Here is a 22565-nt window from a genome sequence, read left to right as displayed (position 1 = left end):
TCTAGGGTAACCACATACGATAACGCCTCGGGTCCTCCCGTCCCTACATCGTCGTTACTCTAGCCACTAAAATATAAAGCAAACGCCTGAGGTTCATACAGTGCCCGACATCAAGCTCTTTGCTGGGAACGCCACCCCCAGTCTCGCTAAAAAGATAGCCGATCGTCTATTTTGCAAACTCGGAGACGCAGTGGTTGGTCGTTTCAGCGATGGTGAAATCAGTGTCCAAATTAACGAAAATGTACGTGGAGCCGATGTGTTCATCATCCAATCCACTTGTGCGCCGACCAACGATAATCTGATGGAACTCATCGTTATGGTTGATGCTCTGCGTCGTGCATCTGCCGGTCGCATTACCGCCGTGATTCCTTACTTTGGTTATGCACGTCAAGACCGTCGCGTTCGTAGCGCACGTGTACCTATTACTGCAAAAGTGGTTGCCGATTTCCTGTCAAGCGTCGGTGTTGACCGTGTTTTGACATGTGACCTGCACGCTGAGCAAATCCAAGGTTTCTTCGATGTCCCTGTTGATAACGTATTCGGTAGCCCTGTGCTACTAGAAGATATGTTAGCGAAGAAACTCGATAATCCAGTGGTGGTTTCACCCGATATTGGCGGCGTTGTTCGCGCTCGTGCGGTTGCCAAACTGCTCGATGATTCCGATCTGGCGATTATCGATAAACGTCGCCCACAAGCGAACGTCGCTCAGGTTATGCACATCATCGGTGATGTTCAAGGCCGCGACTGCATTATCGTTGACGATATGATCGACACAGGCGGCACTCTGTGTAAAGCGGCAGAAGCCTTAAAAGAACATGGTGCAAACCGCGTATTTGCTTACGCAACCCACCCTGTGTTCTCAGGCAAAGCGGCTGAAAATATTACCAACTCAGTGATCGATGAAGTTATCGTTACCGATACAGTTCCTTTAAGTCCAGAAATGTTAAAAGTGGCTAAAGTCACTCAGTTGACAATGTCTGCGGTACTGGCAGAGGCTATTCGTCGCGTAAGTAACGAAGAGTCTATCTCTGCGATGTTTAGCCATTAATCTGGCGACTTGCAGTAAAAGAAACGCACTCATTTGAGTGCGTTTTTGTTTTCCCCAAAGGTTTAGATTTTAAAATTGCTTACTGCGCGATAGAGATACTCGGCCTGGGCCTTAAGTTCATCGGATGCCGAAGCGTTAGCATCAGCCGCTTTTGATGATTCTTCAGCAATATCACGGATCACGACGACGTTTTTGTTCACTTCAGCGGCAACCATACTCTGCTCTTCGATAGCTGCCGCAATTTGCGTGCTCATATCCATAATATTACGCACATCATTATTGATAAGTTTCAGCAGTGCACCGGCGGCGGCGGCCTGCTCTGCACTTTCTGAGCCTTGCTTTTGACTGGCATCCATAAGCTGCACAATGGAACGGGTTCGGCTCTGCAAGGTTTGGATAATATTGGCGATTTCCTGAGTCGAGGATTGAGTTCGCATCGCAAGACTACGCACTTCATCAGCAACCACAGCAAAACCTCGACCTTGCTCACCGGCACGTGCAGCCTCAATCGCAGCATTTAGCGCGAGGAGATTGGTTTGCTCGGCAATGCCACGGATCACATCAAGCACACTGCCAATCGTTTCACTGTCACGCTCTAATTCATCCACAACCGATGCAGAGCTATTGAGCTGCTCGGCCAGAGACTGGATCTTATGTATGGTTTGCTCAACTTCCAGTTGACCACTCTGCGCATTATCATGGGTTTTACCCGCCTTAAGTGCGGCAAGCTCAGTGGTTTTGGCAATTTCATCTATGGTTGCCCCCATTTCAGTTATCGCTGTTGCTACCATATCGGTTTCATTGAGCTGCTGTGCTACACCTTCAGAGGCGAGCATGGCATTTTCAGATACGTGCTTACAGGATGTATTGATGGTCGCAACAGACTCAATAACTTGCTCGATCAACTGCTGAAAGCTCCCCACCATACTATTAAAATGTTCAGCTATCTTACCTAGTTCATCTTGGGTCGAAGCGTCACATCTTAAGGTCAAGTCCTTGCTCTGCTCGATGCGAGAAATGACCTGAGTAATGCGCTCAACAGGGGTGATAATACTGCGGATAATCAGATAGGTGATAATAGACAGTAATGCTGTTATTAATAAAAACACCATCATACCAAGATTAACGCTGCTGCTCTTGGCTACCTCAATCGCTTTAAGTGCCAGACGATGCAACTCCTCGGCGCTTGCTTCGGTTAACTTATTTGCCTCAATCATCTGCGCCATGGTCCCATCTTGTTCTGTTAAGCCAAGCTGTTGTTCTTTATTAACTAACACTTTGAAATCTTTTTGATATTGTTCAATAAGAACGGAAATTTTATCTTGGATATCGCTATCTAAGCCTGAAGAAAGCAAGCTATTGTTAAATGAAACAATATTGGTATCAAAGGTTTCCACATAGCGGAGTTCGCGGCGTAACATAAAATCTTTTTCATTACGTCTTAATTGCAGCATTGCAACCGCGAGAGATGCCTGCTCATATTCCTTCAGCAATGATTCTACGTTATGGACAGCAGTCCTTAGCGTACCGTAAAGTCCCGTTTGAGGGGTTAAGCCTATTTCTTGCTGTAGTTTTACCACCTCGCTAAATGTTGACTGATATTGATTTAAGTGACGATAAAAATTATCTAAAGATTGCGTCGGGACATCATATTTTTTGAAGATTTGTTCCAATGCGGGGATAGATTGACTTATCTGACCATAAACCTGTTTATGGTTTTCAACATACTTTAAATCCTTACGAACAAAGAAATCCTTTTCATTCCGACGAAGTATAAGCGTGTCTCGTTCTAATTCGAGTATATTTTGCGCCAAATGGGAAAGCTCCGATTCGACAGAATTAGAATGAAGTTGCAAGCCAAACATCGCAATTAATGCCGAAATGGATACTGCCGCACTGAGTAACAACTTTGAGCGGATTAACATAAAAGTCCCCGATATCATTATTTTCTTCAAGGTATAAAAGCTCAGCCTATAAAAGCTAAACCATATACAATCATCACTTGTGGTGCCTATTCTGATGTCGGTATTCACACTCTTAATCAGCATTACCGCTTGCAATAACAAACCAGTATTCTTTTGAAAGTGGTGACATAGATTGCGCCTAAGAAAGTATAGTTCGAGTTTAATTGGCAGACAGCTTGAATAACGGCGAAAAATTAAAAATATTACTTGGATGTCATCATGTTATATGACACTTTTATGACAAAATAGCCAAATTCCCTATTAGTAAGACTCGCTGATAGCGGCTTAGATAAAATTTTTTTCACTGACTCCAAACCTTTTGCCCCCCTCAGGGCGTCAAATCTACAACATTCAATCAGCATGATAGGAAAGTACAGTGACGGCAGGGATACTCCCACTCAACAGCACAATGTCTGACTTTGATCTTGTCGCCCTCGCGAGCCAAGGAAATCGTGCTGCATTTAAGCAACTGTACGTAAACCATCATCAGCGTATTTATGCTCTGGCTTTACGCCTGTGTGGGCATGTCGCTCAGGCTGAAGAAATTACCCAAGAGTGTTTTATCCTCGTGTGGCAAAAATTGCCGCAATTTCGGGGGGATAGCCAATTTTCAACTTGGTTACATAGCATTTGTGTGAATCAAGCTTTAAGCAGTATTCGTAAACAGAAATCCTTTTGGGCGCGTTTTATTCCCATTGAAAGTGATATCGAACCCCATAGCACAGATGAAGGGTATCAAGGTTTGGATAAACTTATCCTCAAACTACCTGAACGGGCTCGCATGGTGTTCGTACTTTGCGCCATAGAAGGATACCAACATGAGGAAATCGCCAAGCTGCTTGGGATTGCCGTTGGTACCAGTAAAACGCAATATCACAGAGCGAAGCAATTACTACAGGAGATGCTGTAATGTCGTTACCACCGCGTTCCCGTGAAGAACAGCTCGAACAATTGATTGCTAATGCCCCTAAGGCGTTAGTACCCAAACAGGATCTTTGGCAAACAATTGAAAAACGTATGGATAAACCATTGCACCTTAATGTGAATACCCCTACGCCAACACGGCACCTATTGCCGCAATGGGCAATGGCGGCGGCAATGTTATTAGCCGTATTTTGGGGCTTCCAATACCAAAGAGAGGCACCAAATGCACCACTCACCGCACAGAGCACAAGTGCAGAAAGTGATAAAGCATTACAAACCCTACTGACACAAATTGCTGCCACACACCAAGGGCAAGTCGATGCTCTTGAACACTCAGTAAATGCCCCCCTCTGGCAAACGAGTCACTTTAGTGCACCGTTAGAAAAAGGGCTCGCAGAACTAAGACAAGCAGGTCTACAGATTTACCAGGCATTACAAGCAAATCCAACCGATAAACAGTTATGGCAACTCTGGCTTTGGGTGCAACAACGTGAACTCGATCTATTGCAACAAGGCCAAAAACTCCCTATTCAAAACTCAACACAAGGAAACACCCTATGAGCAACATTAATCTGACAAAAGCGAGCCTATTAGCTTCAGCACTCTATCTCGGTTTAATGGGCACTGTATTTGCGGCCCAAAGTGTGGACAAACAATTGAGCATAACTAGCGGTACCCAACTGCAAATTAAAGTCCAACGTGGTGATCTACAAATCCAGACTTGGGATAAAGATGAAGTCAGCGTAACAGGTACGCTCGACGAACTGAGTGAAGGTTTTGTTTTTGAACAAAAAGGCAATAACTTAACGATTGAAGATAAAATGCCTCGCCACTACAACGGCAGTGATGATAAAGGCTCAAAACTCACGATAAAAGTGCCTAAAACCGTCAAACTTAACGCTGATACTATCTCCGCAAATATGCAAATAGCCCAAGTCAAAGGTGAATTGGATTTAAATAGTGTCAGTGGCAATATTACCGCCGATGGTCTTGGTGGCAGTCCTTCGTTACACACAGTATCAGGTGACATCACCACGAAGGGGCTGGAAGGTAAAGTCATGTTAGAGACAGTTTCAGGAAAAATTCAAGACACTGAAAGTCAAGGTGAAATCAAGTATCGACTCGTGAGTGGTGATCTAAACAGTCAAACACTGGCCGAGAAAGTTAAAGTAGAACAAGTATCTGGTGAAATTACTGCCGATTTTAGTAAAGCAAAAGAGATTAGTGTCAGAACGGTAAGCGGCGATACTCAAATATCATTGGCAAAAACCTTCGATAAAGCCAATGTTGACAGCGTCAGCGGCGATATTACGCTTACCTTCCCAGAACAACCTGATGCCAACTTTGACTTAAACGGTGGCCCAAGTGGAAAAATCAAAAATGGCTTAAGCCAAGATATGCCTCAAAAACAAAAATACATATCAAATGAGTCACTCAGTTTCCAAACAGGTGCAGGTACTGCGGAGGTAAAAATGAACTCTATTAGCGGTAATCTTATCCTCAAAACACGTTAATCCCCTCCCGTGAACAACAATGCCGCCCACAGCTGGGCGGCATTGTTATGGAGTACTTCAGTTTATGGAGTATTTCAGATTGAAGCGATCTCTTCAGCGGTTAAGTAACGCCACTCACCTAGGGCTAAATCTGGATCTAACTCAATTTGCCCAATACGTTCACGGTGCAATCCCACCACAAGGTTACCAACAGCGGCAAACATACGCTTCACTTGGTGATATTTCCCCTCGGTAATGGTTAAACGAACCTGTTGCGGATCAATAATCTCTAAGACCGCAGGTTTTGTCAGACCATCTTCATTACGCAGTGCAACCCCTTTCGCAAAGACCTCAATTAGGCCGTCATCCACAGGGTCGGCTAGTTGCACTAAGTAACGCTTACCGCATTCTTTTTTAGGCGATGTGATTTTGTGTGACCACTGACCATCGCTGGTGATCAACACAAGTCCCGTCGTATCGGCATCTAAACGACCGGCAATATGCAAGGTTTCAGGCTTCGGGATATCGAGCAGACTTAACACTGATGGATAAGCCTCATCGATGGTTGAACAAATCGTATCAACGGGTTTATTGAGCATCACATAACGCTCACCCACTAAAACAATGGGTTCTCCCTCAAGGCAAATCTGCATTCCCTCAGTGACTTTAAAACCAGCGTCTTTAATAACCACGCCATCACAGGTGATATCACCGCGGTGCAACGCTTTTTTGGCCAATGAACGGGTGAGAGAGGTACTTTCACAAATAAATTTGTCTAAACGCACGTTAATACTCAACTTCAATAAAGAAAACTGCCGTATTATGAGGCCGATGACCTTAAAGGGCAATTCAACTGATTTAATGTTCGATACCCAACCTATCTCTACTCCTAAGTTTCAATATGTTAAGTTTATTTGCCTTTACCTATAAACAGAACTAAGTGTTCACTAACTTCAAAAGGCTTGCATACGGTAAGTTTGCACTTTTAGGCTATGTGACACTCGGTAGTAATTTTTAGTTACATATCACTGATAATAAATCTCACCTAAACCGTGTAACCACCTTGTTTCGCTTCCTAGTAAAGCATTAACATACATCTCGTTGCGCCTGAAGCGATCCCATTTAGACCAATAACAGCCCCAGATATGGGCACAATAATAAACTCGAAGGAAATGACATGAGAAAAGTACTCATTGGGGGACTTTGTGCCTCATTAATTGCAGGTCTGACTGCCTGTAATGATAAAACGGCTGAAGTTAAGACACCTGAACCCACCCAAACAGCCACTGCCGCCGCCGTCACTAAAGCCTTAGGCTCAGGTATTGAATTTGCTCATTTTGATAAAGCGGTTCGTCCACAGGACGATTTCTATAAGTATGTAAATGGCACTTGGTTAAAAAACACAGAGATCCCAGGGGATCGCACTAGTATTGGTGCCTTTTACGATCTACGTGAAAAATCCCGTGACGATGTAAAAGCCATCATCGAAGAAGTGGCTGCAACACCTAATTTAGCCGCTGGTACAGACGAGCAAAAAGTGGCCGATTTGTATCGCTCATTTATGGATACAGCCACACTCAACAAACTGGGCGTGACACCAATTCAGGGTGAATTGGATGCCATTAATGCTTTAAAAGATAAGAATGAATTAGTGAAATACTTCGCCCACAGCCAAATCGCTGGTGCGGGTACCCCTATGGCATTTTATATCGATATCGATGCTAAAAACTCTAGCCGCTATGCTACTCACCTATGGCAATACGGTTTAAGCCTGCCAGAAAAAGACTACTACTTTAACGAGTCAGAGCGTTTCGTGAATATCCGTAAGGCGTATTTAGCTCATATCGAAAAAATGTTTACCCTAGCTGGTCTTGCGAATCCTAAGGCTAGTGCAGAAGCTATCCTCGCCCTAGAAACGGCCATTGCTGCTAAACATTGGGATGTGGTCGAAACCCGCGATAGCACTAAAACCTACAACCTATATCAAGTGAAAGATCTACCAACATTAGCGCCAGATATTGATTGGGCTGGTTACTTAGCCGCTTTAGGTGCCGATAAGCAAACCGATATTATCGTTAATCAACCTAGCTATATCCAAGGTCTAAACGACATCCTCAAGACAACGGATCTCGCCACTTGGAAAACCTATATGCAGTGGCAAGTGCTAACACACGCTGCTAGCAATTTAAGTGAAGAACTCGATAACGAAAACTTTGCCTTCTTCTCTAAAACCTTGAACGGTCAAGAAGAACAAGAACCTCGCTGGAAACGCGGTGTAGCAACGGTTAACAATATTTTGGGTGAAGTCGTCGGCAAAGTGTATGTAAAACGCCATTTTGCCCCAGAAGCCAAAGAACGTATGCAAGCACTGGTTGAAAACCTACGTGGTGCATATGGCGACAGCATCAAAGAACTCACTTGGATGAGCGAAAGCACTAAAGTGGCTGCGGCAGATAAGTTAGCTAAATTCAACCCTAAAATTGGTTACCCCAACAAATGGGAAGATTACAGCAAACTGACCATCAAAGCGGATGACTTAGTCGGTAACGCTATGCGTGCCAGTGAAGTTGAACATGCCAAGTCATTAGCGAAACTGGGCGCGCCAATTGATAGAGACGAATGGCATATGACCCCACAAACCGTTAATGCCTACTACAACCCAACCATGAACGAAATCGTGTTCCCTGCGGCTATTCTGCAACCGCCATTCTTTAACATGGAAGCGGATGATGCCGTCAATTACGGTGGTATTGGCGCGGTTATCGGCCACGAAATGGGCCATGGTTTTGACGACCAAGGTGCTAAGTTCGATGGCGAGGGCAATATGCGTGATTGGTGGACAGAGCAAGATTTGAAAGAATTCTCTGCTCGCGGCCAAGCACTGATCGCACAGTACGATGGTTACGCAGTGTTTGACGATCTACACGTCAACGGCAGCTTAACTTTAGGCGAGAACATTGGTGACTTATCCGGTGTGACTATCGCTTATCGCGCTTACAAAAAATCGCTTAATGGTAAAGAAGCTCCCGTTATTGATGGTCTAACGGGCGATCAACGCTTCTTTATCGGCTTCACGCAAATTTGGCGCGCAAAAGCCAAAGAAGAAGCCATGCGTAACCGCGTAGCGACCGATCCACACTCTCCAGCAGAATTCCGCGCACTGGGTGCACTATCTAACATGCCAGAGTTCTACAGCACATATGATGTAAAACCCGGTGATGCCATGTATATCGCCCCAGAAAAACGCGTAAAAATTTGGTAAGCCAAATTTAAATCATTGCTCAACCATCTTGGCTGAGCCACTAAATGGCGCAATCTGTAATAGATAGCGCCATTTTTATTACCTAAAACTACTAGACGATAAATATGAACCGATGCGCAAGATGAACAAGTCTTCATGGTTGGTTCAGCTTTAATTAAGCAATAGAAGCCTATGGTGGATGCGTGACCTGTATAACTCACCCATAAGGAAGTAGGCCGCATGACTAAGTTATTTCGTACTTTTTTTATTTTTCTACTTTTATTATCAAGCCGAGCTACCGTTGCAAGCGCCTTAGATATCAATGACACGAAAACAGACCGCAGCAATTACAGTGCAAGACAAGTACAAAGTCATGATCTTCAAGGTCTGTATGCTCTAAGCAGCCAAACCTTCGATATACCACTCCAGACCTCAAGCAACCTAGCAAACTTATATTCACAGGCCCATAAAGCTCAAGCCGAGTTGAGTCAATTACTTGAGCAAATTACAACGCAATCTCAGGCACATATCATTATTCCTGAAGTCAAAAGTTATCAACGAGCGGCCGATAAAGTGGCGACAAAATTTAGCGGTGATGCCCGTAAAATTACGGATCTTGCCAGAGCCAGTATTGTTACCGATAGCATCCAAGAGCTTATGCAGGTTTATCAAGTATTGAGTGAACAAACCCAAATTGTTCAACAAAAGAACCGCTTTGCCACACCAAAAGCCTCTGGCTATCGTGACCTAAACTTATTAGTACGCCTACCCGAATCGGGCATGATTGCAGAAGTGCAACTACACCTACAGGATATTGCCGATATCAAAAGTGGTCCTGAACACAAGGTATATGAAAAAGTGCAGATAATTGAAGCCAATGCCATCAAACAACAGCGTCCATTGAGCGAGTTTGAGTTAGCGCAAATTGCCCAACTGCGCCAAGAATCACACAAGCTTTATCATAAAGCGTGGCTTAACTATAAACGAGTCGATGAAGCCAGTTTATTAAAAGTCGCCGTAGCCTAACTCAAAAACAGCTTCCACTCTTGCGCTGGTTACCTGTAAAGGTGCCAGCGCCTTTTTATCTATTGATACCAACTGTGGTATAAAGCCGCTTTCTCGCATCTTCAGGTTGTTTGGGTATATAATCCCGCGCCATAGCCCTAACCGCAGGAAATGCCATGCACGACATTATTGAGCAACTCCAAGAACGCAGTGAAAGCGTGCCCGTTCCGCTCGAATTACCCACATTTGAACAACTCGTTGAAGTGGAAGAGCAGATCCTCATTTCATTGCCAAGGGAGCTAAAAGAATATCTACTTTACGCCAGTGATGTCATTTATGGTGCAATTGAACCGGTTACCGTTGCCGATCCCTATTCACACACTTATCTCCCCGAAGTGACCTGTTATGCTTGGTCGATCGGCATGCCAAGGGACATGATTGCCATTTGTCAGATGGGTGATGACTTTTATTGCATCGACCAAGAGGGTCAAGTGCACTTTTGGAAAAATGGTGACTTTGCCGATATCTATTGGGAATCCTTCTGGGAATGGGTTGAAGATATTTGGTTAAAAAACAAATACTAATTTTTTATTATCGAACTTGAGAACCGCATTATGTCTAAAAATATTGGCTTGAACGCCATTGAAATGAGCTACTTACGCCAATCGCTTAGCCTAAGCCCTGCTCAAGTAGGTCAACTGACTAATCATACTGAAGCCGACGTCTTAGCCTGGGAGAATGGTGAATCAATGGCGCCAGAGCTTGCCCAGAAGAAGCTGTTAGAAATCGACGATATTATTGAGATGCAAGTGCTCAATACCACTGATGGTATTGAAGCCTTGTTTAAAAAAGAACCTAAGCGCCAACTCGCCTTTGTGGTATATCCAACCCAAGCCATTTATAGCCAATATAATCCAGAATTTTTAAGCTCACTCCCACTGACGGAACTCTACAACACATCCGCATGGCGCATTAAGAAAGAGTGCAAACTGGTACTCGAAGTAGATGTCAGCTTAATCCCACTCGATGTTGAAGCCTATAAAGCCTACCGTGAGCAGCATGGTATGAGCGAAAGCCGCGAAAGCCGTGCAAAATGGGCAGCGACACAGCTTTAAAACCCAAAAACACACGAGACCAAGGGCAGATCTTGATATCTGCCCTTTTTATTTTTGAAGTATTCCCTCACAAAAGTCTTTCAAAACAACTAATACCAATCACATTAAATATCTAATCAGTTCAGAGCCTCACAGGCATCTCAATCCAAGGCGCATTGACGCAAAAATGGTCATTCCCTTTTAAGTTAATGCAACACGGGAGTGGGATGCCTGTGTGGCTCCCGAAGGGCGGGTTTCAACGCGCTTTATACTGCGTTTAAGGCTTTTGACAGAGACCGCTATGCCTTCAAGCCTTCGCCTTGTCTAAAGCGCGTTGAACTCCCGCTGAATGAACAGATATTTAATACGATTGGTATAGGTTGCTAAACCATAGGATAAAAAAGAATATCCTACTATGTTAAAAATCTGTATTTTCATTGAGAGATAACCCAAGATAATCATCCTTGTATAGCAGTACACACCACAGCCATATCATAAGCTTGAATAACGGGATTTATGGAGAAAGTATGGAAGACAACATCATTCACCAAGCTAAGTTTGCAGACAATTTAGGCTTATATTGGCTGCTATCGGGCGCCGCATATTTTAGCCTGAGTATCATAGGTATTCCCTTGTTATTGCTTTGGTTTCCAATTGGATTGTGGGGAACTCGTCGCTATATTAACAATATGAGTGCCCAGCTTACCCATAACAAACTTATCGTACGTCGCGGCATATTAACGCGCACCGAAAACACTGTGCCTTTAGATAAAATTACCGATATGGCATTGATCCAAGGTCCAATTATGCGCTTATTTGGTTTACATAAGCTCACGGTTGAAACCGCTGGACAATCGGGTGCTGGTGCCCTAATTAGTTTAGTTGGCATTGTTGATGCGCCTCAGTTTAGAACCCTTGTTCTTGAACAAAAAGAACGTCTTAGCCATCATATCCCCCAAGCCCATTCACCAGCACAGTTGGATACTATCCTTCTACAAAATGTGGTCGAAATTGCTGCCAGTCTAAAACGAATAGAAGCCTTACTCGGTCAAAAATGAAATAAATAGCTTGAGTAAAATATTTTAGTTCAATACGTTAGGTCTTTTTGATAACAAGATGACAGAATCCTCAGTAACCTCCACATCATCCTCTTGGATGACACATCTGATGCTCGGCATTAAAGCCATGGGGCCCGGTGTTCTTATGGCTGCAGCCGCGATTGGGGCTTCCCATTTAGTTGCATCCACTCGCGCTGGCGCCGAATTTGGTTGGCAATTAGCTTGGGTTATTCTGGGGGTAAATTTACTTAAGTACCCCTTCTTTGCCGCTGGCGCCCGCTATACGGCCGCCACAGGGGAAAGTCTGCTACATGGTTACTTAAAACAGGGCCGAGGTTACTTACTGCTGTTTACTGGACTCAATGTTATCGCCGCCATCGCCAGCACAGCGGGCGTTTGCATGTTAACGGCGGCGATGTTGACCCAGTTTATTCCGCTGCCCATTGATTGGTTGGCCCTACTGGTATTGCTAAGTTCCTTGGCTTTACTGATTTTGGGTCATTATCAACTGCTCGATAGACTCACTAAGATCATCATGTTCGCCCTCACCCTAACCACTTTGATTGCCGTGGCTTTAGCTTGGGATCATGCTCAACCATTAGCGAGCAATTTTGTCTCTCCTTCACCTTGGCAATGGGCTCATGTGGGATTTCTCGTCGCCATGATGGGCTGGATGCCAGCACCGATTGAAGTCAGTGCTTGGAATTCTCTCTGGTTACTCGAGAAACAAAAGACCGAAAAAGTGACTCAATTCCAAGCGATACTGGATTTCAACTTAGGCTATCTAGTCACCGCCATCCTCGCAATTGTATTCCTCGCACTTGGCGCATTGGTCATGCACGGCAGTGGAGAGCATTTTTCAGATTCGGGTGCGCAATTTGCGAATCAATTGATTAATCTTTACAGCCAAGTGATGGGCGGCGAGAGTCGTTATCTTATTGGTATTGTCGCGTTCCTGTGTATTTTTAGTACCACAGTAACAGTGATCGATGGTTATAGTCGCACCTTAGATATGGGCTGGCAGTTACTCACCTCAAAGACCAGTTCAGACAAACGTCTCACAGGGATTATGCTCGCCATCAGTGCCTTTGGCTTATTGCTGATCCTCTTCTTTAAAGGCGCACTCTTACCGTTACTCGAGTTTGTGATGATCTTGGCCTTTATGACCACCGTCATTTTTGCTTGGTTAAATTACCGCTTATTGACCAGCAAACAGCTCCCCAAGATAGACAGATATGGCACTAAGATGAAACTACTGTCTTGGTTTGGCCTAAGTTATCTGCTGATTTTTGCGGCACTGTTTATCTATTGGTACAACGTCATAAAAGGGTAATGAGTCAAATGGCCAAACTGCAATCAAGGTTTAAAAAAACATACCCAGTCAACGGCGCTAAATTCCCACTGAATTCTGCTTTTTGAAGCGCTTTGGGTATATAATACTGCCTCTTAAACCAGACCGCGCAGCCGCGCCAAGAGATGACCATGATTAATAATGATATTTTGCGCCGTTTGCGCTTCGTGTTTGATTTTAGCAATGCAAAAATGATTAAAATTTTTGCCAAAGCTGGAAGAGAAGTGCCTGTCGAAGAGATGATTGATCTTCTACGTAAAGAAGAGGAAGAAGGTTATAAAGCTTGTAACGACACGACCCTATGTCAGTTTTTAGATGGTCTTATTATAGAAAAACGCGGTTTACGTGAAGGTGCAGAAATTCCCGCACCCGTTTCACGTTTAAACAACAACCTCATCTTTAAAAAGCTGAGAGTGGCTCTCGAAATGCGCGAAGAAGACATAGTCGCTACTTTGGCATTAGCCGAAGTGCAAATGTCAAAATCAGAGCTAAGCGCCTTGTTCCGCAATCCAGACCACAAGAATTTTAAAGAGTGTGGCGATCAAATACTGCGTAACTTTATTCGCGGCTTATCACTTAAGTATCGCGGCGTATAACGCTAAATCTATGACATCAAACGCAGCTTAGGCTGCGTTTTTTTACCTCTACGTTTATCTATACTAAGCTTGTTTGGATACACACAAGCGCATCGCAATTCCACTTCAACAACCTCAAAAATCCTGTTTTAAACAGCGAACTTTTTTGCTGCTGTAAAAAAAACCACAAATACCGCTTTCCGCGGACAACAAAGATCACATTTCATGGTAACCTTACGTGACTTAAAGCACGTATTGACCACTTAAACAATAACTCAAAGGTTACCCATGGACGATAATAAACGCCCCCTCTATCTTCCGTTTGCAGGACCTGCCATTCTTGAAGCCCCACTGATTAACAAGGGCAGTGCATTTTCTGAAGAAGAGCGAATTTTCTTTAACCTCGAAGGCTTAGTCCCCTACGCCATTGAAACGATTGAGGAGCAGGCTTCTCGCGCCTACGATCAATTTAGAAGTTTCAATAACGACTTAGACAAGCACATTTACCTACGGAATATTCAAGACACAAACGAGACCTTATTTTATCGTTTAGTGCAAAATAACATCAGCGAGATGATGCCCATCATCTATACGCCGACAGTCGGTTTAGCTTGTGAGCGTTTTTCGAAAAACTATCGCCGCAACCGTGGTTTGTTTATCTCCTATCCGAACAAAGATAGGATCGATGACATCCTCAATAACTCGACTCGCCAAAAAGTTAAAATCATAGTAGTCACTGATGGTGAACGTATTTTAGGCCTTGGCGATCAAGGTATTGGCGGCATGGGGATCCCTATCGGTAAGCTGTCACTCTACACTAGCTGTGGCGGTATCAGTCCGGCTTATACCCTGCCCATTACCTTAGACGTAGGCACAGATAATCCGCAGTTGTTAGAAGATCCTATGTATATGGGTTGGCGCCATCCACGCATCGGTGGCGAAGAATATGCCGAGTTTATTGAAGCCTTTATGCAAGCCGTCCACGTGCGTTGGCCGGATACTTTGATCCAGTTCGAAGACTTTGCCCAAAAGAATGCCATGCCGATCCTAGAGCGTTATAAGGATCGCTATTGCTGCTTTAACGATGATATTCAAGGCACCGCTGCGGTTGCCGTTGGCTGTTTGCTCGCCGCGTGTAAGGCTGCGGGCACTGAATTAAATCAGCAACGTATCGCCTTTCTCGGTGCTGGTAGCGCCGGTTGCGGAATTGCCGAAGCTATCGTGGCACAAATGGTGTCTGAAGGGATCAGCGACGAGCAAGCTCGCACCCAAGTGTGTATGGTTGACCGTTGGGGCTTATTGCTAGATAACATGCCTAACCTGTTGCCATTCCAGCAAAAATTGGCGCAAAAATGCACCAATATCCAAAATTGGAGCAATTTCAGCGACAATATTTCACTGCTCGATGTGGTTAACAACGCCAAGCCGACAGTGCTGATTGGGGTATCTGGCGTTCCGGGTCTCTTCACCGAAGAAATCATCCGTGCTATGCACAGCCATTGTGCTCGGCCGATTATTTTCCCTATGTCGAACCCCACCAGCCGCGTAGAAGCGACACCTAAAGACATCTTGCATTGGACTTCGGGCCAAGCATTAGTGGCGACAGGCAGCCCGTTCGAGCCAGTCGTTGTCGATGGTGAAACCTATGAAATTGCCCAGTGCAACAACAGCTTTATCTTCCCCGGCATTGGTTTAGGCGTATTAGCGTCTGGCGCACGTCATGTATCCGATGCCATGTTGATGGCGTCAAGCCGCGCACTTGCCGAATGTTCGCCACTGGCAATCGATGGTACAGGCCCATTACTGCCTAAACTGGAAGATATCCATGCCGTGAGTAAGCACATTGCTTTCGCAGTAGGCAAAGTCGCGGTAGAACAAGGGTTAACGCTACCTATGAGCGATGAGATTTTGCAGCAGTCAATTGAAGGTAATTTCTGGAAACCAGAATACCGCCGCTATAAACGTACCTCATTCTAAGGCTGGCCATTGCCGCGGCGCTCGTTGCGGCAAAACAGCTTAACTGAGTTTGTGCAAACCAGTAAAAAGCCCGCTACTTTACAGTAGTGGGCTTTTTAACTTCAGGCGCAGTGTTAATTTCAACACTAGGTTAATTTCAACACTAGGTTAATTTCAGCACTAGGTTAATTTCAGCACTAGGTTAATTTCAGCACTAGGTTAATTTCAGCACTAGGCTTGATTTCAGTGCAACGCTATGGCGCCATCACTTGCTTAAAGCTATTGAGCATAGAACGATCGGTGCGGGCTTTCTTTAATTTACGCAGGCTTTCTTTTAATGACTCATTAGCTAAACGCGTAAAAATACCATTGTATTCTTGCTCTTGGATTGCACTATCGGTATCGGCTTGCTCAGAAATCTCTTGGGCGACACGGCTTAATTGCAACCAAGCATTGGCAATATAGAAACCGTGGAATGCGGCTTGTTCCATCAAATTACGCGCACTGGCGGGTAAAGATGCCCACGCTTGGTTAAATTTACCTTCTCGGTCTTCCAAGAGTTCAGTGTATAAGCCTTGGTAAGCCTCCAACAAACTCTCTGGCAATGTCGCCATAGGGAGTACTTTATTGGCGACATTGAAAGAAACTTGCTCCGCAGTTTTGCGGTAACTATCTGATAAATAAATCATGCAAACTCTCTAATCTATGCGGTAATAACTTTTATGGCTAAAAATGATGGCAATATGCGAAAAATATCAGGTCGATAATAGTGTCATAATATGAAGAGGTTTATACCTTGATCGCCCTCTGAATGCAAAGTGACATCTTCTGGACTTCCAAACGGCTTGAGTTAACTCACTGCATTGAGCGTAAAACTGGTATCATATTGCCACCTTACAATGCCATTTCACTATTTCCATGTCGCCCAGTATTTATCCTAAGTCCAATTATCCCGATGCCGCGATACTCTCTCGACTTGCGCTGAAAATTAAAGGTTGGGGAAAAGCATTAGGATTTGCACGGGTTGGTATTTGCGATACTGATTTAACGAGTGAAGAAATTAAGCTCCAGACATGGCTAGACAAGGGTTATCACGGTGAAATGGCCTATATGGCTAGCCACGGCATGATGCGTGCGCGCCCTCAAGAATTACATCCAGGTACAGTGCGTGTGATATCAGTGCGTATGGATTATTTGCCACCTGAAGCTGGCTTTGCAACCAACCTCACCGATCCCAACTTAGGTTATATTTCCCGTTATGCGGGTGGCCGTGACTATCACAAATTAATCCGTGCGCGACTTAAAAAACTCGGAGATCATATCAGTGCAGAGTTAATTGCACTGGGTTTTGATGCCGCTGATTTTCGTCCCTTTGTCGACTCTGCACCGGTACTTGAGCGCCCCTTAGCCGAAAAAGCGGGTATTGGTTGGACAGGTAAGCACTCTCTTATCCTTAACCATGATTCGGGAAGTTGGTTCTTTTTAGGAGAACTCTTTATTAATCTACCTCTGCCCGTGGATATTCCTATTCAGGAAGCATGTAACACATGCGTTGCCTGTATGACCTCCTGTCCTACTGGGGCAATTGTAGAACCCTATGTCGTCGATGGCAGACGCTGCATTTCCTATCTCACCATTGAGCTACAAGGTGCTATCCCAGAAGAATTTAGACCGCTGATGGGAAATCGAATTTATGGCTGTGATGATTGCCAACTTGTATGCCCTATTAATCGTCAAGCGCCACTCACAACCGAAATCGACTTTCATATTCGTCCTCAGTTAAAACAACCTGATCTCCTTAGTCTTTTTGCATGGAGTGAGGCCGAGTTTCTTAAACAAACTGAAGGAAGCGCCATTCGCCGCATTGGCCATAAACGCTGGCTACGTAATATTGCTGTAGCACTGGGTAATGCACCTGCAAACCCCATTATTTTAGAGGCACTGACTAACCGTCAGGAAAGTGCCGACGTGGATGAAATGGTACTGGAACATATTCAGTGGGCCATCGATGCACAGCAATCACGCCTTGCTGCGAGTAACACTCTAGTACAACAAAAATCACGCCGTCAAACAGCGCGAATGGTACGAATTATTGAAAAAGGCTTACCCCGCGACGCCTAAGCGGAAGGAGAACTTAAGGTCAATCAGCCATGCGCTTTTAGCGCCTAGAAAATAAAAAACCTACTGCAAGCAGTAGGTTTTTTTATCAATATCAATTAACGATATTAGAAATCGTAACGTACACCGATAGAAACAACATCATCTTCAATTAGATCTTGTTTAACACCATTTTGTTTGAAATCACCTTCATAGTGTGCATAGTGTGCAAACAACAAGGTTGATTTAACTAAACGGTAATCAGCACCGATAGTGATTTGATCAACATTAACGTCATCCAAATCTACGGTCATATTGTTGTTAAGACCTGATGCGTTTTTGAAGTAGCTACCGAAACCAGCTTCATCTTTACCGTATTCGGCTTTCAGATTCACACCGTTTTGTAGTTTGTACACTACGTTCACAAAGTATGAGTTACCATCACGGTTATCATTCACAATGCTTTCTGCATGTTGGAATAAACCGCCAACAGTAAAGTCACCAAACTTAGCTTGAGCCACACCACGGTATGCATCTACGCCACCAATAGCTTTGTTATAAGCAGCGGCTAAATAATAGTTTTGCTCTTTAAATGCTTTATCACCTAAAGTCGCACTTACTGCATACATGCTTTCTGAAGTGCCATAGTTATCATCAAATAAATAAGTCGCGTTCAGAGTCACTAAATCAGCAATTTTTGGAGAATAGTACCATACGCCATCACCACTACGACCAGCACCCGCTTGAGCGCTCACTAAACGGTCGATATCGGCGTTGGTGTTACCAAACACGTCAACGTTACCTTCAGCTTGTTTAAATACGGTATCATTACGACCCGCTAACACTGTACCAGCAACCGTTTTAAAACCTAAGAAAGTGTTACGAGCATTGAATGTATTACCAGAATTAGTAGTGTTATCAACACCAAACTCCATTTGGTAAACAATATCTACGCCATCGGCAACTTTTTCAGAGCCTTTTACACCTAACCATGAGAAGTTATTCTCAAGATAAGTACCGCTCTCACCAATAGTTGCACCTTTAGTGCTGCCTTGTAGAGTAGTGCTTGAATCAGTATTAGTCACTGCTAGATCTAAACGACCATAGAAGCTTGGGCCTTCGGCTAGCGCACCGAATGAAGCCAATGCCAATACTGATGCAACTGATGCAGAGATGAATGTCTTTTTCATGTTTTGTGCTCCCTCGAACCTAAGTTCTTATCCATTTTTCATGGTTTTTGTGTGGTTTTACACATTTGTTACTGGTTATCGGTAACAAAGTTGCCGCCGATTTTTACAGTTTTACGACTTGCAGGCTGTGTCGTAGATCAAGTTTTTGGTTCTCCTTGCCTTTATTCAAACTTTTTTAGGATATTTCCCCATATCTTGACCACAATTTGGCATGAAAGCAGTAAAACAGCATATTTCACTTACTACTTAAGAGGTATAGCAGACGCATAGGCCTAAGTGAGTCGGCGACGCTAACTGTAGCATATACTAATGTTGTAGCAAGTTTGTCATAAAGCAGGTCTATGTATGTTTTTTAGCTATAAGTGGGTAAAAAAAGCGGTAGAAACAACTATTTTCACCTCAAACACAGTTTTAAAAAACTGAACAATTCAGTTTAAAATCAACATATAAACCTACAGTACATCCAATATCAGCTAAGCCCTATTTCGTATCAATTAACATAAGATTGCCGCTGAAACAGGTGGAGTAGCATAGACCATAGTATTAGAACTCAGGCGCTAATTAACTCACACTGAACTAGCGATATTGCGCGGCAGAGTTTGCATAGACGGGATAAAGTAAAATGCGATATAGATCACAAACACTTAAAATGGCATGATTTTCATCATATTGATTTACATATTGAAAACACTATTTTGATACCTTTATTCAATAGTATGATCACAATATTCAGTTTACCTTCTTTATCATCAACTTATTAACATTCAAATCTTCATCAATACCGCTTTACAAGGGCAGAGATTGATTTCGAATTTTAGGTTAAATCGTTTAGAATCCACTGCGCATTTTTAATGTTCAGCAATGACCTGTATCTTGGCTTTACCAAAGCCTTGATAGGGAGAGCGCTTTTTTAACGTCTTATAGAAGGTAAGTATTGATGACTGAAGCCTATCAGAATCGCTTTGGTGGAATTGGCCGTTTATACGGACAAAAGGCGTTAGCAAAATTTGCCCGTTCCCATGTGGTGGTGGTTGGTATTGGTGGCGTAGGAACTTGGGCCGCAGAAGCATTAGCACGCAGTGGTATAGGGCAAATTAGCTTAATTGATCTAGATGATATCTGCGTGACCAACACTAATCGCCAAATTCATGCATTAATATCAACAATTGGTCGCTCAAAAGTTGCAGTAATGGCACAACGGATCCGTGATATTAATCCTGATTGCCAAGTTAATGAAATTGAAGACTTTATCACTATTGATAACCTAGGTGACTATTTACTTGGCGCCAAAGAAGGCGGCAACATCGATTATGTTATTGATTGTATTGATGCGGTAAAGCAAAAAGCAGCCCTTATTGCTTGGTGTAAACGGCAAAAGATCAAGATAGTGACAGTCGGTGGCGCGGGTGGTCAAACCGATCCTACCCAAATTCAACTCACCGATCTCGCTAAAACTTATCAAGATCCTCTGCTGGCTAAAGTGCGTAATATTTTACGCCGTGAATATCACTTCTCTAAAAACGTGCAACGTCGTTTTGCTATAGATGCCGTATTTTCCAGTGAACAGTTAGTGTATCCCCAAGCAGATGGTTCGGTATGTAACGCTAAGGCAACCGCCGATGGTAGCATGCGAATGGATTGTGCTTCCGGCTTTGGTGCTGTCACTATGGTCACAGGCACCTTTGGTTTTGTCGCTGCAAGCCGTGTATTATCAAGGTTGGCACACATTGCTAATCAGGCAGACCAATAAGATAAGCTAAAAATCGCTTATATTTGAAACTCGTGATACTGATTAAGCGGAGCTAAGTCACATTGAACAAAAGGAAGACTGATGTTGAACTGCGCACCACCTAAAGAGGCATCGGCTTGGTAACTCATAGTGCCATTTAATAAAGTTGCCGCATTGAATGCGGCTGATAGCCCTAATCCCGTCCCGCCCTTACTTCTACTCGTTGTAAAAAATGGCTCGAACATATGCTCTGCAACTTCTGGCGGTATTTTTACCCCATTGTTTTGTATGCTTATATGAACAAAACCTTCATCAATGCTCGCATCTATTTGAATAAGATTATCCTGTACGAGAGCAGCTTCTCGAGGTTGGAATGCATGGGTAAACGCATTGGAGAGAATATTGCTGACCATTTGATTAAGTAAACTTATGTTTGTTTTAATGTTTAACTCCGGCTCAACAAGGATATTTGCTTTAACCTCGATATTGGGATGCATCAGCAATGACGATTCAAAAATCTCATTAAGCTGCTCATGTAAGTTAAAGCATTGATGTTCTTCTTGACTGCGATCAATTGCAATCGTCTTAAATTTTTGGATCAAACTGCTTGCTTTGCTGATATTGCGAACAATCAACTCACAGCTCTGTTGGTATTCATCCAAAATGGCATTGATTTCATCCAAGGTTGCGTGCTCACTATGGATCAGTTCAATAAGCTCGTCGATATGACTAAGTTGTGCGCTCGCGGCAGTAAGACAAATGCCAATCGGTGTATTTATTTCATGGGCAACACCTGACACTAATCCTCCCAATGCCGCCATTTTTTCTTGTTCAACCAATACCTGCTGCGCACGTTTTAATGCTGCAAGGGATTGTTCTAATTCGAGGGTTCGTTCTTTAACTTGCCTTGCGAGTTCTTCTTTGTAACTACGTTCCAGTTTGAGGAGTCGCTCTCTATCTTCTAAGGCAATTTGTAAGTCGGCTTTAGAGTTTTTAAGTGCATCAAAGGAATGCCTCAATTGGTTCTGCATATTATTGATAGCATCAGCAACCTGCTTAAACTCATCAGCTTTTTCTTTTCGAGCAAATTGGAGGGGCTCACATTCAACGTCAAGGTTGATCTGCTTACAGTAATGACTCAATTTATCGAGATGTTTGGTTATGTTGTACCACACTAAGAAAAGAATAAACCCAGCAACTAAGAAGGTCTTAATGCCATTAGACAATAGGATAAGGATTGCTTTGTCATAGAGGCGCTGAAAAATCGCATCCATATCCACTTGAACTTCTAGCATACCAACATTGATATTTTCAGTTGGTGATTTGTAGACTAAAGGAAAAACCCTATCGAGGGACTGCTCAGACTGCCGTGTTCCAGAACTCCAAGACTGGCCACTATCATCCCTAACCGAAATATATTTAATATCAGGCAATTGGATAAGCCCATTTAACTGGGTATTAATTAACCGCTCATCTATCACCCACACACTTGCAGCCAACACATCTAAATTGGCCTTTTCAATGTTAGAAAAAACTCTATCGATACGATGAATATCACCTTGGTAATCGTTTACCAGTTGATAGGCTGTCGTCACTAAAGTGATCAAAGAGCTAAAGAGGATGATAGACAGGGTAAGATGCCTGCCTATCGGGCTTTTGATTAATTGGCTAAAGAATGTCAGCATCTTAAATTTTCTATGCACGAGAGCGGCTTGAGATGTTTATAAGCATAGACCCGATGCTTTAAATTGTGCATTTTATCCACCATAAAAATCCATCAATTACGTTCCAACAAATGGCATTGAATTTGCTTATTAGTCAACAAGTTCAATTTTTTGTC

19 protein-coding genes are annotated in these 22565 nt (G+C 43.6%); 14 read left to right on the top strand and 5 right to left on the bottom strand.

The window, feature by feature from the left end:
- Positions 1-100 precede the first annotated feature (100 nt).
- Entirely contained in the window at positions 101-1048 is a 948-nt protein-coding gene (locus tag JEZ96_RS03560; RefSeq protein WP_011073601.1) for a ribose-phosphate pyrophosphokinase, read from the top strand.
- Between the two features lie 62 nt (positions 1049-1110).
- On the opposite strand, the gene JEZ96_RS03555 is transcribed toward JEZ96_RS03560, so the two are convergent.
- Positions 1111-2973, bottom strand: a complete 1863-nt coding sequence (locus tag JEZ96_RS03555) for a methyl-accepting chemotaxis protein (RefSeq protein WP_025007853.1) — start codon at positions 2971-2973, stop codon at positions 1111-1113.
- Positions 2974-3388: 415 nt separating this feature from the next.
- Here JEZ96_RS03555 and JEZ96_RS03550 point away from each other — a divergent pair, with 415 nt between their 5' ends.
- Genes JEZ96_RS03550 through JEZ96_RS03540 form a run of 3 tightly spaced genes read left to right on the top strand, consistent with a single transcriptional unit; the run spans position 3389 to position 5450 of the window.
- Complete coding sequence (locus JEZ96_RS03550; protein ID WP_011790635.1) at positions 3389-3922, top strand: RNA polymerase sigma factor; 534 nt, start codon at positions 3389-3391, stop codon at positions 3920-3922.
- A complete protein-coding gene (locus tag JEZ96_RS03545; protein ID WP_025007854.1) occupies positions 3922-4497 on the top strand; it encodes a hypothetical protein in 576 nt (191 codons plus the stop codon). Before JEZ96_RS03550 ends, JEZ96_RS03545 begins: the two co-directional genes overlap by 1 nt.
- Positions 4494-5450, top strand: a complete 957-nt coding sequence (locus tag JEZ96_RS03540) for a DUF4097 family beta strand repeat-containing protein (RefSeq protein ID WP_011790637.1) — start codon at positions 4494-4496, stop codon at positions 5448-5450. The genes JEZ96_RS03545 and JEZ96_RS03540 overlap by 4 nt, the downstream gene beginning before the upstream one ends.
- 74 nt (positions 5451-5524) lie before the next feature.
- Here the strand turns inward: JEZ96_RS03540 and rsuA are convergent, their stop codons facing one another.
- The gene (gene rsuA / locus JEZ96_RS03535; protein WP_229781424.1) at positions 5525-6232 is read right to left on the bottom strand and encodes a 16S rRNA pseudouridine(516) synthase RsuA; all 708 of its coding nucleotides are present in this window, start codon (positions 6230-6232) and stop codon (positions 5525-5527) included.
- 374 nt (positions 6233-6606) lie between these two features.
- Here rsuA and JEZ96_RS03530 point away from each other — a divergent pair, with 374 nt between their 5' ends.
- From JEZ96_RS03530 to JEZ96_RS03495, 8 genes are all read left to right on the top strand, one after another.
- Positions 6607-8691 carry a M13 family metallopeptidase gene (locus tag JEZ96_RS03530; protein ID WP_061782820.1) on the top strand — a complete coding sequence of 695 codons (2085 nt, stop codon included), beginning with the start codon at positions 6607-6609 and terminating at the stop codon, positions 8689-8691.
- 219 nt (positions 8692-8910) lie between these two features.
- The gene (locus JEZ96_RS03525) at positions 8911-9696 is read left to right on the top strand and encodes a RelA/SpoT domain-containing protein (protein WP_025007856.1); all 786 of its coding nucleotides are present in this window, start codon (positions 8911-8913) and stop codon (positions 9694-9696) included.
- Between the two features lie 155 nt (positions 9697-9851).
- On the top strand, positions 9852-10259 hold the full coding sequence (locus tag JEZ96_RS03520) for an SMI1/KNR4 family protein (protein ID WP_011790641.1): 408 nt from the start codon (positions 9852-9854) through the stop codon (positions 10257-10259).
- A gap of 30 nt (positions 10260-10289) precedes the next feature.
- The gene (locus JEZ96_RS03515; protein ID WP_011790642.1) at positions 10290-10790 is read left to right on the top strand and encodes a DUF4447 family protein; all 501 of its coding nucleotides are present in this window, start codon (positions 10290-10292) and stop codon (positions 10788-10790) included.
- A 506-nt stretch (positions 10791-11296) separates the two neighbouring features.
- Positions 11297-11827, top strand: a complete 531-nt coding sequence (locus JEZ96_RS03510; RefSeq protein ID WP_025007857.1) for a PH domain-containing protein — start codon at positions 11297-11299, stop codon at positions 11825-11827.
- 58 nt (positions 11828-11885) lie between these two features.
- Complete coding sequence (locus JEZ96_RS03505) at positions 11886-13160, top strand: Nramp family divalent metal transporter (protein ID WP_061782819.1); 1275 nt, start codon at positions 11886-11888, stop codon at positions 13158-13160.
- A gap of 149 nt (positions 13161-13309) precedes the next feature.
- Complete coding sequence (locus tag JEZ96_RS03500; protein ID WP_014609922.1) at positions 13310-13774, top strand: YehS family protein; 465 nt, start codon at positions 13310-13312, stop codon at positions 13772-13774.
- A gap of 267 nt (positions 13775-14041) precedes the next feature.
- Positions 14042-15730: an NAD-dependent malic enzyme gene (locus tag JEZ96_RS03495; protein ID WP_061782818.1), complete on the top strand. Its 1689-nt coding sequence runs from the start codon at positions 14042-14044 to the stop codon at positions 15728-15730.
- Between the two features lie 233 nt (positions 15731-15963).
- Here JEZ96_RS03495 and JEZ96_RS03490 read toward each other — a convergent pair whose 3' ends face one another.
- On the bottom strand, positions 15964-16398 hold the full coding sequence (locus tag JEZ96_RS03490) for a DUF3069 domain-containing protein (RefSeq protein ID WP_011790647.1): 435 nt from the start codon (positions 16396-16398) through the stop codon (positions 15964-15966).
- 229 nt (positions 16399-16627) lie between these two features.
- Between JEZ96_RS03490 and queG the strand changes: the two genes are divergently transcribed.
- Positions 16628-17830 carry a tRNA epoxyqueuosine(34) reductase QueG gene (gene queG / locus JEZ96_RS03485; RefSeq protein WP_025007859.1) on the top strand — a complete coding sequence of 401 codons (1203 nt, stop codon included), beginning with the start codon at positions 16628-16630 and terminating at the stop codon, positions 17828-17830.
- A 104-nt stretch (positions 17831-17934) separates the two neighbouring features.
- On the opposite strand, the gene JEZ96_RS03480 is transcribed toward queG, so the two are convergent.
- Complete coding sequence (locus tag JEZ96_RS03480) at positions 17935-18996, bottom strand: porin (RefSeq protein ID WP_014609921.1); 1062 nt, start codon at positions 18994-18996, stop codon at positions 17935-17937.
- A 937-nt stretch (positions 18997-19933) separates the two neighbouring features.
- Here JEZ96_RS03480 and tcdA point away from each other — a divergent pair.
- Positions 19934-20746: a tRNA cyclic N6-threonylcarbamoyladenosine(37) synthase TcdA gene (gene tcdA / locus JEZ96_RS03475; protein WP_025007860.1), complete on the top strand. Its 813-nt coding sequence runs from the start codon at positions 19934-19936 to the stop codon at positions 20744-20746.
- A gap of 17 nt (positions 20747-20763) precedes the next feature.
- Here the strand turns inward: tcdA and JEZ96_RS03470 are convergent, their stop codons facing one another.
- The gene (locus JEZ96_RS03470; RefSeq protein ID WP_025007861.1) at positions 20764-22410 is read right to left on the bottom strand and encodes an ATP-binding protein; all 1647 of its coding nucleotides are present in this window, start codon (positions 22408-22410) and stop codon (positions 20764-20766) included.
- Between the last annotated feature and the right edge of the window lie 155 nt (positions 22411-22565).

This window comes from Shewanella putrefaciens (genome assembly GCF_016406325.1).
Taxonomy (GTDB): Bacteria; Pseudomonadota; Gammaproteobacteria; order Enterobacterales; family Shewanellaceae; genus Shewanella; species Shewanella putrefaciens.
This window is presented reverse-complemented; position numbering and strand designations above follow the sequence as displayed.